Below are 11339 nucleotides of genomic sequence, written 5' to 3'. Positions count from 1 at the left end.
ATGCCCCGTCCCATCCGATATGCCTGTACTGATTCCGACTGGATACAACATGATTCGAAGCCTGCTCGCGCTCATCGCCATGCTCTCCCTGGCCGGTTGCGCGCATAGCCCACTGGACGCCTCCGAAGCCCCGGAGTCGGATCGCCCCGAGGTCCGGGCCTTGACTCAGGTCGAGGACCCGGAGGCCGCGCTAATGTTCAGCGTGCTGATCGCGGAGATCGCGGTGCGTTCCGGGCAGGAGGCCGAGGCGGCGCGGTACTACGGGGCGGCCGCTCTGTTGAGTGACGATCCGGCGATCGCCGAGCGAGCGACCCGGATTGCACTTTTCGCACGCGATTTCGCCCAGGCACAACAATCGGCGGACCGCTGGCTGCGCCTGGCACCCGACAGTCTGGACGCCAGCCAGGTCTCTACCGTGTTGCGCATCAACACCGGGGATGCCGAGCAGGCCGCCGAGCAACTGGATTCCCTAATGGATCGTCTACTGGCGGAGGGTTCGGATCCCTATCCCACGCTGGGTGGTGTGATCGGCCAGGTGCAGGACCGTGCGGCGGCGCTGGAAACCATGCGCCTGCTGAGCGAGCGCCGTAGCGACGATGTGGGTGTTCATCGGGTACATGCCGAGGCCGCGCTGCGTTTCGCCGATCCGGGCGCGGATGTGTTGACGGTGACGGAGCGCGCTACCGAGCGATTCCCGGAATCGGTGCCCTTGCAGTTGCTGCACGCACGGGCGCTGCGAGAGGCGGGCGAAGTCGAGGCCGCGATGGAGATCCTGCGCGCCACGGTGGAGGCGCATCCGGACAGCCGTGAGGCCCGTATGGGGTATGCGCGCGTCCTCGCGGAACATGACGATGGTGACTTCGCCCGTCAGGAGATGGACCGCCTGGTTGAGGCGGCCCCGGAGGATACCCAGTTGCTGCTGGCCCTGGCGCTGATGAATCTCGAGGCGGAACAGTTGGAGCCGGCGCGGGATTATCTTGAACGGCTGGACGCCCGGGGCGAGCGTGAACACGAGGTGGCCTACTACCTCGGTCGCTTGCACGAGATGGCCGACGAGCCGGAGGCCGCGCTGGCGGCCTACGCCCGGGTCGAGACCGGGGACTACGTCGACGATGCGCGTTTGCGCACGGCCCGCCTGACCCTTGAGCGCGATGGGTCCGAGGTTGCCCGTGCCCTGTTTGACCCGATGCAGCAGGGGGTGGACGAGGATCTGGCCCGGCGTGCCTATCTGGCGGAGGCGAACATCCTGCGCGAGATGGGTGACTATGCCGAGGCCCGCGGCCGTCTGAATCGAGGGCTGGTGCAATTCCCGGGTGATACCCGGCTGCTCTATCTGCGCGGCCTGGTGCACGAGCGGGAGGACGACATCGATGCGGCCGAGGCAGACTTCCGTGCCATCCTTGAATCCGACCCGGAAAACGTCGCGGCGTTGAATGCGCTTGGTTACACCCTGGCGGACCGGACCGAACGCTTCGAGGAGGCCTACGAACTGATCCTGCGGGCCTACGAGCAAGAGCCGGATGACGCCGCGATTGTCGACAGTTATGGCTGGGTGCTTTATCGGCTGGGTCGGCTGGAAGAAGCCGAGACCCAGCTGCGGCGCGCCTACGAGCTGATGCCGGATGGCGAGATTGCCAGCAATCTGGCGGTGGTGCTGTGGGAGCGGGGCGACCGCGAGGAGGCGCGTGCAATCCTGGAGGCGGCACTGGAGCGCGAGCCGGACCATGAACGTCTCCAGCGTGTGCGTGACGAGCTGGCTGAATGAGCCAAAGGGGAATGGCGACCGGGCAGGGGCGGCCCTCGACACTGGCGGGGCCGGCGGGGCTCCTGATCGCGGGCGTCTTGCTGCTTGCCGGGTGTGCCGCGCCCATGCCCGACGTGGACACTTCGCCCGCGGCGGAGGCGGCCTTCGAGGAGCGTGCCCAGTATCTGGAGGCGCTGGATAGTTGGCGGTTGGTGGCGCGTCTGGGGCTGGCCTCCGGGGAGGAGTACTGGTCGGCGCAGCTCAACTGGCGGGTGCAGGAGGGGCAGCAGGTGCTGGACCTGTCTGGCCCGATGGGGCGTGGCGGTGGTCGCCTGACATTGTCGGACAGCGGTCGCGCGTTGCTGGTGACCCGCAGTGGCGAACGCTTTCAGGCGCGTGACCCCGATGCGTTGGTGGCCCAGGTTCTAGGCGAGTCGATCCCGGTCAGCGGGATGCAGTACTGGGTGCGCGGCCTGCTGCACCCGGAGGCCTCCTATCAGCTGGATGTCGATGCGGATGGGCGCCCGCTGCAGATTCAGCAGTCCGGCTGGAGCATCGAATACAACGAGTTTGAAGAGATCGATGGGGTGCCCATGCCAGTGGCTATGGTGCTGACGCGCGACGATGTTGAGCTGCGTGCGCGCATCGGGCGGTGGCAGTTCGGGACCGACGAAGCGTTTTAGCCGGGGCACCTGTGGCAGATCCATTCGATACGAATTTTCCGGCCTCGGCCAAGATCAATCGTTTCTTGCATATCACCGCCCGCCGTCCGGACGGGTACCATGAACTGCAGACGGTGTTTCAATTTCTTGGGTTGGCCGACACCCTGCGCTTTGAGCCGTTGTCCGCTGGGCGATTCGAAATGGCCGGCGAGCCCATCGATGGGGTCGATAATCTCTGCTTGCGGGCCGCCCGCGATCTGGCTGCGGAGACCGGGAATCCCTTCGGAGTGCGTATCCACCTCGACAAGCGGATCCCGGTAGGCGGTGGCCTGGGGGGCGGCAGTTCGGACGCGGCCACGACCTTGGTGGCGCTGAATTTTCTTTTCGACCAGGGGTGTTCGGTCGAACGGCTTGCCGCGATTGGATTGGGGCTGGGGGCCGATGTTCCCGTGTTTGTCGCGGGGCATGCCGCCTGGGCTGAAGGGGTGGGTGAGCGTCTGGCGCCCGTAGACCCGGATACGGGCTGGGTCCTGCTGATTGACCCAGGCGTTTCGGTTTCCACTGGTGCGATGTTCGGGTGTGCGGAATTGACACGGGACTGCCCCACCGAGACAATTTCGTCCGCGCTCGAAGCGGAGCGATTCGTGAACGTGTTTGAACCGGTCGTTCGATCACGTTATCCGGAGGTCGACCGGGCCCTGACCTGGCTGGCGGATCAGACGCCGCGCGCGCACCTGAGCGGGAGTGGTGGATGCATCTTCGGGATATTCCCCGACGAAGGGGCAGCCCGAAACGCACAAGCCACGCAACCCGCCCCGTGGCGGAGCTGGGTGACGCCGCTGATGAACGCGTCGCCTTTACAGGCCTGGCTGCCGCAGCGCGGCGCCAGCCCTGACAGTACAATTTGAGAGTTCAGCGAGATATTGGGCCGTAGCCAAGCGGTAAGGCAGCGGGTTTTGATCCCGCCATGCGCAGGTTCGAATCCTGCCGGCCCAGCCAACAACCGCTTCGCGCCAGAAAGGCGCGAGGCCAACCATCAAGACCCCGGCCCAGCACCGGGGTCTATAATTTGGAGCCTGCGCGACAAAGCCGTCCGCTCCATATCCATCCAGACCGGGAAAAACCGTGGTCGACAAGAGTCGTATGATGATCTTCGCGGGGAACGCCAACCCGCGTCTGGCGCAGGGTGTCGCGGAACACCTCGGCCTGCCGATGGGCAAGGCGACCGTGGGCCGCTTCAGCGATGGCGAAGTTCAGGTCGAGATCCTGGAGAACGTTCGCGGACGCGACGTGTTCCTGATTCAGCCGACCGGTCAGCCGACCAACGAAAACATCATGGAGTTGGTGATCATGGTGGACGCGCTTCGCCGCGCCTCCGCCGGCCGCATCACCACGGTGATCCCGTACTTCGGCTACGCCCGGCAGGACCGCCGGGTGCGTTCGGCGCGGGTGCCGATCTCGGCCAAGGTGGTCGCCAATATGATCGAGGCAGTGGGCGCGGATCGCGTGCTGACCATCGACGTGCACGCCGACCAGGTCCAGGGCTTTTTCAACGTTCCGGTAGACAACATCTATGCCTCTCCGGTGCTATTGGGCGATGTCTGGCGCCATGTTTCGGGTGATCTGACCGTGGTGTCGCCGGATGTTGGCGGGGTGGTGCGTGCGCGGGCGATCGCCAAACGCCTGGACGACGCGGACCTGGCGATTATCGACAAGCGCCGTCCGCGCGCCAACGAGTCCGAAGTGATGCATATCATCGGCGACGTGCGTGGCAAGTCCTGCATCATCATCGATGATCTGGTGGATACGGCCGGTACGCTGTGTCAGGCGGCGAAGGCCCTGAAGGAGCATGGCGCGCACTCGGTGATGGCCTATGCCACTCATCCCGTGCTTTCCGGCGCAGCAATTGATAACATAAACGGTTCGGCGCTTGACGAGCTGGTGGTGACGGACACGCTGGCCTTGCGGCCCAACGCGCAGAGCTGCGAGAAGATCCGCCAGTTGTCGGTCGCGGAGATGCTGGCGGAGACCATCCGCCGCATCAATCGCGAAGAATCCGTCAGTTCGCTGTTTATGGACTAGCGAACAAGAATTCGGGAGGGTCGCCTCCCATTTAGCGCCCCGCCTGGTCGCGGGCGGGGTGTGTTCAGGGCGCTTCGGGTGAAGCGCCTTTCATTTTGGAGACTGTAGCAATGAGCATGAGTTTTACGATTGAAGCCGAGAAGCGGGACGAACAGGGTTCGCGTGCGAGCCGCCGCCTGCGTCGCGCCGGCAAGCTGCCCGCCATTCTGTACGGGGCAGATAAGGACGCGGTGTCCATCACGCTGGATCACAACGCGATGGTCCATAACCTGAAGGAAGATGCGTTCTACTCGCACATCCTGAGTGTGAAGCTGGATGGCAAGACCGAGAAGGCGATTCTGCGTGATGTGCAGCGCCATCCGTTCAAACCGACCATCTACCACGTCGATCTGATGCGCGTGAGCGCGAACCAGCCGATCCGCGTCAGCGTGCCGCTGCACTTCCACAACGAGGAAGAGTGCAAGGGTGTGAAGCTGAGCGGTGGCATGGTGAGCCGGATGATCAACGAGCTTGAGGTCGAGTGTCTGCCGGGTGATCTGCCCGAGTCCATCGATATCGACGTGATCGAGATGGACGTCGGTGACACCCTGCACGTCTCCGAGCTGAAGCTGCCGGAAGGTGTGCAGAGCGTGGCCCTGATGCATGGCGAGGACTACGACTACGCTGTGGTCAGCGTGGTACTGCCGCGTGCTGCCAAGGCCGATGAGGAAGAGGGCGAAGAAGGCGAAGCCGAGGCCGCGGAATCTGAAGGTGGTGAGGAAGCCGCCGATGGCGAAGAGGCCTCCGGCGACGACGAGTCGGAGTCCGAGGGCAAGGAGTAAGCCTTGCGGCTTTCCGTCTGACCGATGTCGATCCGACCCGAGCCGATCCGCCTGCTGGTCGGGCTGGGCAATCCAGGCCCGCGTTACGCCGAGACCCGGCATAACGCGGGCTTCTGGTTTGTGGATGCCCTGGCCCGACGGTATGCCGCGGACTTTCGCCCCGAGAGCCGTTTCGATGGCGAGGCGGCCCGCCTCAATCTGCCCGCGGGCGACTGCTGGCTGCTCAAACCCATGAGCTTCATGAACAAGAGTGGCCTGCCGGTGCGCAAGTGTGCCGATTTCTACCGTATACCCCCCGAGGCTATCCTGATCGTCCATGACGAACTGGACCTCGATCCGGGTGTGGTGCGGCTGAAGATGGGTGGCGGGCATGGCGGCCACAATGGCCTGCGGGATCTGCATCGACACCTGGGCGGCCCGAACTACGCCCGGCTGCGGGTTGGCATCGGCCACCCGGGGCATCGCGATGATGTGGTGCCCTTCGTGCTGGACCGTCCCGGCAAGGCCGATACGCAGGTGATCGAGGAGGCCATCGACAAGGCCCTGGATCAGGTGCCTGCGCTGGTGGCCGGGCGCTGGGACGAGGCGGTGCGCAATCTGCATGGCGGCAGCCCGAAGCCGGCCACGAATTCCGAGGAAACACGATGAGTCTTAAATGCGGGATCGTGGGCCTGCCGAATGTCGGCAAGTCCACCCTGTTCAATGCCCTCACGCGTGCGGAGATCGCCGCGGAGAACTACCCCTTCTGCACCATCGATCCCAACGTGGGTGTGGTGGAGGTCCCGGACCCGCGGTTGACGCGGCTGACCGAGATCGTGAAGCCGCAGCGCACACTGCCGACGACGGTCGAGTTTGTGGACATCGCGGGCCTGGTCGCCGGGGCCGCGCAAGGCGAGGGGCTGGGCAACCAGTTCCTCGCGCACATCCGCGAGACCGATGCGATCGCTCAGGTGGTGCGTTGTTTCGAGGACGACGACATCGTGCACGTCGCCGGCAAGGTGGATCCGATCTCCGATATCGAGACCATCAGCACCGAACTGATGCTGGCGGACCTGGAAACCGCCAACAAAGCGCTCAATCGTCTGGCGCGTGCGGCCAAGTCGCAGGACAAAACGGCCATCGCTCAGCTGAAGGCTGCCGAGAAAGTGGCGGCAGGCCTCGATCAGGGGATTCCCGCGCGGGCCCAGGATCTCGACGAGGACGAGCGGCGGTTGCTGTATGACCTGCATCTGTTGACGATCAAGCCGATGATGTACATCGCCAACGTGGACGAGGCCTCCCTGGTTGACGGTAATACGATGGTCGAAGTGGTGCAGGCGAAGGCGGCCGAGGAGGGCGCCGAAGTGGTGAGTGTCTGTGCCGCCATTGAGGCCGAAATCGCCGTGCTCGATCCGGACGAGCGGGCGGAGTTCATCGCCGATCTGGGGCTGGCCGAGCCGGGCCTGGACCGTGTGATCCGTACCGCCTATCGCCTGCTTGAACTGCAGACCTTCTTCACCGCCGGCGAGAAGGAAGTGCGGGCCTGGACCGTGCGCCAGGGCTCCACCGCGCCGCAAGGAGCGGGCGTGATCCACACGGATTTCGAGCGCGGTTTTATCCGCGCCGAGGTCGTCGGGTATGAGGACTTCGTCGAGCACAACGGCGAACAGGGCGCAAAGGACGCGGGGAAATGGCGCCTCGAAGGCAAGGAATACTTGTTGAAAGAGGGTGACGTGGTACATTTCCGCTTCAATGTCTGAGCGTCACACTAGGTCACTCGCCTCGACCGCTTTCGGGTGATCGGGCACCAATCTTGGCACCAAATTTCGGGAGTACAGTAATGGATGTAATGGATCGGATTCGCCAGCAGGTGGAAGACAATCCGGTGGTGATCTTCATGAAAGGCACGCCGCAGTTCCCCATGTGCGGCTTCTCCAGCCGTGCGGTCGAGGCGCTCAAGCGTTGTGACCAGGAGTTCGGCTATGTGAACGTGATCGCCGACCAGGAAGTGATGCAGAATCTGCCCCGGTTTGCCGACTGGCCGACCTTCCCGCAGGTCTATATCGACGGTGAGCTGGTCGGTGGTTGCGACATCACGCTGGAGATGTTCGAGAGCGGCGACCTGAAGAAGATGGTTGACGCGGCCCACGCCAAGCGCGCCGCGAGCTAAGGCATGTCGTGCCGCGGCTACTCGGCTGCGGCACACCCCAGCATCGTCATCGCGAGGCCCCGTCTGGGGCCGTGGCGATCTCCTAACGTGACCACCTGATCCCGCTTCGTGCCCGCGCCGGGAGATTGCTTCACCCCTGCGGGGTTCGCAATGACGGGGTTGCGGTTGTGTCATCGCGAGGCCCCGTCCGGGGCCGTGGCGATCTGCGTGATGTTGCCCCGAGTCGCGGTCAGCTTCCGGGCGGTAGCTCTTCCGGCTCGGGCAGGCGCAGCGCCGGTTGCGGCACTCCGATGCCGTCCTGCCAGCGGTTGGCGATCTGGCAGAAGATATCCGCCGTCTTTTCTGCATCGAAGGCAGCGCTGTGGGCGGATTCGGTGTCCCAGCCGATTCCCGCTGCATCAGCCGCCCGTGCCAGCACGGTCTGGCCAAACGCGAGTGCGGACAGCGACACCGTGTCCAGGCTGCTGAACGGATGGAAGGGGTTGCGTTTGATCCCGCAGCGCTCGGCGGCGGTATGCACAAAGCCGAGATCGAAGTGGGCATTGTGCCCGACCAGGATCGCGCGCTTGCAGTGGTTTACCTTCACTTCGCGGCGGACTTCGCTGAACAGCTTGCCCATCGCCTGATCTTCGGGCCAGGCCGCCCGTAGCGGGTGATACGGGTCAATGCCATTCACTTCCAGGGACTTCGGGTCCATCTCCGAGCCTTCGTAGGGGCGCACATGCAGGCTGACGGTGCGGTCGCGCACCAGGTGGTCCTGTTCGTCGCGACGCAAGAACACGGCGGCTACTTGCAGGAGCGCATGGCGGTGGCAGTCGAAGCCCCCGGTTTCCACGTCCACCACGACGGGCAAAAAGCCGCGGAAACGGTTCGCCATCGGGCGGTGCTGCGGGTCCAGCTGGACGGGTTCGGCCATGGTTTTGCTCGGTCTCGATGAGGGGTGTTTCGCGGGTTGTTCGGTCGCGGCGAACGAGTGGGCCAGCTTTCTGGGTGTTTGCGGATTTTGCCGCATATTTTACCGACGTTCGGCGCCATAAGGGGCTTTCGCTTGACCTATTGGCGGCGCAGTCGGGATACTTGCGCCTTTTATGCCCGCCCGACACCGGCGCATGGTAGCAAATGCCCGAAGGCCCGGTGGCATGGCCTCGTAGTGGCAATCCGATTCCCAACCCGTTTTCAGGGGTAGAGCATGGACCCGAACGCGACCGAACACGATATCGACCCGCAGGAGACTCAGGAGTGGATTGACGCCCTGGCCTCCGTGCTGGAGACGGATGGCCCGGAACGGGCCCACGCCCTCCTTGAGCGACTGGTCGACAAGGCGCGCCGCAGCGGGGCCTATCTCCCGTATTCCGCCAACACCGCCTACGTGAATACGATTCCCACGCACCTGGAGCCGGAATATCCGGGTGACAGTGCGGTGGAACATCGCATCCGCTCCTATATTCGCTGGAACGCGATGGCGATGGTGGTCAAGGCCAATCGAGCCTCTTCCGAGCTGGGCGGACACATCGCGACCTTCGCCTCGGCCGCGACTTTGTACGACGTGGGCTTCAACCACTTCTGGCATGCCCCAGCGCATGACCACGGCGGCGACCTGCTTTTTGCCCAAGGGCATTCCTCGCCGGGCATCTATGCCCGCGCGTTCATGGAAGGCCGCCTGACCGAGGAACAGCTGGACCACTTCCGTCGCGAGGTGGACGGCAAGGGCCTGTCCTCCTACCCGCACCCATGGCTGATGCCGGACTTCTGGCAGTTCCCGACCGTGTCCATGGGGCTCGGGCCGATCATGAGCATCTACCAGGCGCGCTTCATGCGCTATCTGCAGGATCGGGGCCTCGCGCAGACCGAGAACCGCCGCGTGTGGAGCTTTGTCGGCGACGGTGAGGTGGACGAGCCGGAGACCCTGGGTGCGATCACCCTGGCCTCGCGCGAGAAGCTGGACAACCTGACCTGGGTGGTGAACTGCAACCTGCAGCGCCTGGATGGCCCGGTGCGTGGCAATGGCAAGATCATCCAGGAGCTGGAGGCGATCTTCCGCGGCGCCGGCTGGAACGTGGTCAAGGTCCTGTGGGGTCGTTACTGGGATCCGCTGCTGGCCAGGGATACCGACGGTCTGCTGCAGAAACGCATGATGGAAGCGGTCGACGGCGACTACCAGAACTACAAGTCGCGCGACGGCGCCTACGTGCGCGAGCACTTCTTCGGCAAGTATCCCGAACTCAAGCGCATGGTCGCCAACATGTCCGACGAGGACATCTGGCGTCTGAATCGCGGTGGCCATGACCCGGTCAAGGTCTATGCAGCCTACAAGGCGGCGGCCGAGCACAAGGGTCAGCCGACCGTGATCCTCGCGCACACCGTGAAGGGCTACGGCATGGGCGCGGCGGGCGAGGCCCAGAACCGCACTCACAGCCAGAAGAAGATGGACGCGGAGGACATGAGGCAGTTCCGCGACCGCTTCAACATCCCGCTGTCCGACGAGCAGGTGGAGAAAGCCGAATACATCAAGCCGGATCCCGATTCGGAAGAGATGAAGTACATGAACGCGCGGCGCAACGACCTGGGCGGTCACCTGCCCGTGCGCCGCCCGCTGGCGACACCGCTCGAGATCCCCGGGCTGGACGCCTTCAACGGTCTGCTGGAGGCCTCCGGCGAGCGCGAGATGTCCACCACCATGGCTTTCGTTCGCCTGCTGACGCTGCTCGCCCGCGACAAGAAGATCGGCAAGAACATCGTCCCGATCGTGCCCGACGAGGCGCGTACCTTCGGCATGGAAGGGCTGTTCCGCCAGCTGGGGATCTACTCCTCGGTCGGCCAGCTCTACGAGCCGCAGGACAAGGACCAGGTGATGTATTACAAGGAGGACAAGAAGGGCCAGATCCTGGAAGAGGGGATCAACGAGGCCGGTTCCATGTCCTCCTGGATCGCGGCGGCCACGTCCTACTCCACGCATGGCGTGGCGATGGTGCCGTTCTACATCTTCTATTCGATGTTCGGCTTCCAGCGTATCGGCGACCTGATCTGGGCCGCCGGCGACATGCGTGCCCGCGGCTTCCTGATGGGGGCGACTGCCGGGCGCACCACGCTGGCCGGCGAGGGCCTGCAGCACGACGACGGCCACAGCCTGATGATGGCCGCCAACGTGCCCAACTGCATCGCCTACGACCCGACCTTCGCCTATGAACTGGCGGTGATCGTGCAGGACGGCATGCGCCGCATGTACGCGGAGCAGGAAAGCGTCTTCTACTACATCACCGTGATGAACGAGAACTACCCGCAGCCGGCCATGCCGAAGGGTGCCGAGGAGGGCATCCGTCGTGGCCTGTACCGGCTGCAGGCGGGTGGGCGCAAGAAAAAGAAGGTGCGCCTGCTGGGCTCCGGGACCATCCTGCGCGAGGCCATCGCCGCCGCCGAACTTCTGGACAAGGACTTTGGCGTGGCCGCGGAGGTCTGGAGTGCGACCAGCTTCAACGAGCTGGCACGCGATGGCCGCGATGTCGATCGCCATGCACGGTTGAACCCCGAAGCCAAGCCGCGCAAGGCTTGGGTGGAAGAGTGCCTGGGTGGCTCGGAGGACCCGGTCATTGCCGCCACGGACTATGTACAGGCCTACGCGGACCAGATCCGCGCCTGGGTGCCGGCAGATTACCGCGTGCTGGGGACGGATGGCTTTAGCCGATCGGATACCCGGGCCGCGCTGCGCCGTCACTTCGAGGTGGATCGCTACCACATCGCGGTGGCGGCGCTGAAGGCCCTGGCCGATGCCGGGACCGTTGAGATCAAGACCGTCTCCGACGCGATCAAGAAGTACAAGATCGACGTCGAACGGCCCAATCCGTTGAAGGCTTGAGGCCGTCGGACCCGAGGCAGGAGCAGAC

The 11339-nt window shown here is 64.4% G+C and carries 10 protein-coding genes and 1 tRNA gene; 10 read left to right on the top strand and 1 reads right to left on the bottom strand.

From position 1 onward, the window contains the following. Positions 1-19: 19 nt before the first annotated feature. The 9 genes from D002_RS0111755 to grxD all read left to right on the top strand — a co-directional run bounded on the left by D002_RS0111755 (position 20) and on the right by grxD (position 7458). The gene (locus D002_RS0111755; RefSeq protein WP_026181688.1) at positions 20-1765 is read left to right on the top strand and encodes a tetratricopeptide repeat protein; all 1746 of its coding nucleotides are present in this window, start codon (positions 20-22) and stop codon (positions 1763-1765) included. A gap of 11 nt (positions 1766-1776) precedes the next feature. Continuing rightward, positions 1777-2427 carry a lipoprotein insertase outer membrane protein LolB gene (gene lolB, locus D002_RS0111750; protein WP_018142120.1) on the top strand — a complete coding sequence of 217 codons (651 nt, stop codon included), beginning with the start codon at positions 1777-1779 and terminating at the stop codon, positions 2425-2427. An 11-nt stretch (positions 2428-2438) separates the two neighbouring features. Then, positions 2439-3314 (top strand): 4-(cytidine 5'-diphospho)-2-C-methyl-D-erythritol kinase, encoded by an 876-nt coding sequence (gene ispE, locus D002_RS0111745; protein ID WP_018142119.1) that lies wholly within the window; start codon positions 2439-2441, stop codon positions 3312-3314. A 16-nt stretch (positions 3315-3330) separates the two neighbouring features. Then, a tRNA-Gln gene (locus D002_RS0111740) sits at positions 3331-3405 on the top strand. A 126-nt stretch (positions 3406-3531) separates the two neighbouring features. After that, positions 3532-4488 (top strand): ribose-phosphate diphosphokinase, encoded by a 957-nt coding sequence (locus D002_RS0111735; RefSeq protein ID WP_018142118.1) that lies wholly within the window; start codon positions 3532-3534, stop codon positions 4486-4488. Positions 4489-4598: 110 nt separating this feature from the next. Beyond that, the gene (locus D002_RS0111730; RefSeq protein WP_018142117.1) at positions 4599-5309 is read left to right on the top strand and encodes a 50S ribosomal protein L25/general stress protein Ctc; all 711 of its coding nucleotides are present in this window, start codon (positions 4599-4601) and stop codon (positions 5307-5309) included. A 24-nt stretch (positions 5310-5333) separates the two neighbouring features. Further along, positions 5334-5957 carry an aminoacyl-tRNA hydrolase gene (pth, locus tag D002_RS0111725; protein WP_018142116.1) on the top strand — a complete coding sequence of 208 codons (624 nt, stop codon included), beginning with the start codon at positions 5334-5336 and terminating at the stop codon, positions 5955-5957. Further along, complete coding sequence (gene ychF, locus D002_RS0111720) at positions 5954-7048, top strand: redox-regulated ATPase YchF (RefSeq protein WP_018142115.1); 1095 nt, start codon at positions 5954-5956, stop codon at positions 7046-7048. The genes pth and ychF overlap by 4 nt, the downstream gene beginning before the upstream one ends. Before the next feature lie 80 nt (positions 7049-7128). Further along, positions 7129-7458 carry a Grx4 family monothiol glutaredoxin gene (grxD, locus tag D002_RS0111715; RefSeq protein WP_018142114.1) on the top strand — a complete coding sequence of 110 codons (330 nt, stop codon included), beginning with the start codon at positions 7129-7131 and terminating at the stop codon, positions 7456-7458. A gap of 229 nt (positions 7459-7687) precedes the next feature. On the opposite strand, the gene rnt is transcribed toward grxD, so the two are convergent. After that, positions 7688-8374, bottom strand: coding sequence for a ribonuclease T (rnt, locus tag D002_RS0111710; protein WP_018142113.1), 687 nt, complete (start codon positions 8372-8374; stop codon positions 7688-7690). Between the two features lie 273 nt (positions 8375-8647). Here rnt and aceE point away from each other — a divergent pair, with 273 nt between their 5' ends. Then, complete coding sequence (gene aceE / locus D002_RS0111705; RefSeq protein WP_018142112.1) at positions 8648-11311, top strand: pyruvate dehydrogenase (acetyl-transferring), homodimeric type; 2664 nt, start codon at positions 8648-8650, stop codon at positions 11309-11311. Positions 11312-11339 lie beyond the last annotated feature (28 nt).

Source organism: Thioalkalivibrio sp. ALJ7, assembly GCF_000376865.1.
Lineage (GTDB): Bacteria > Pseudomonadota > Gammaproteobacteria > Ectothiorhodospirales > Ectothiorhodospiraceae > Thioalkalivibrio.
The sequence above is the reverse complement of the archived record's forward strand: the minus strand, read 5'-3'. Positions and strand labels throughout refer to the sequence as shown.

What these genes read in the sequence shown, in the direction of transcription:
- D002_RS0111730 (WP_018142117.1), top strand. Translation starts at nt 4,599, where the DNA reads ATGAGCATGAGTTTTACGATTGAAGCCGAGAAGCGGGACGAACAGGGT.
- ychF (WP_018142115.1), top strand. Translation starts at nt 5,954, where the DNA reads ATGAGTCTTAAATGCGGGATCGTGGGCCTGCCGAATGTCGGCAAGTCC.
- grxD (WP_018142114.1), top strand. Translation starts at nt 7,129, where the DNA reads ATGGATGTAATGGATCGGATTCGCCAGCAGGTGGAAGACAATCCGGTG.
- lolB (WP_018142120.1), top strand. Translation starts at nt 1,777, where the DNA reads ATGGCGACCGGGCAGGGGCGGCCCTCGACACTGGCGGGGCCGGCGGGG.
- aceE (WP_018142112.1), top strand. Translation starts at nt 8,648, where the DNA reads ATGGACCCGAACGCGACCGAACACGATATCGACCCGCAGGAGACTCAG.
- pth (WP_018142116.1), top strand. Translation starts at nt 5,334, where the DNA reads ATGTCGATCCGACCCGAGCCGATCCGCCTGCTGGTCGGGCTGGGCAAT.
- D002_RS0111755 (WP_026181688.1), top strand. Translation starts at nt 20, where the DNA reads ATGCCTGTACTGATTCCGACTGGATACAACATGATTCGAAGCCTGCTC.
- rnt (WP_018142113.1), bottom strand. Translation starts at nt 8,374, where the DNA reads ATGGCCGAACCCGTCCAGCTGGACCCGCAGCACCGCCCGATGGCGAAC.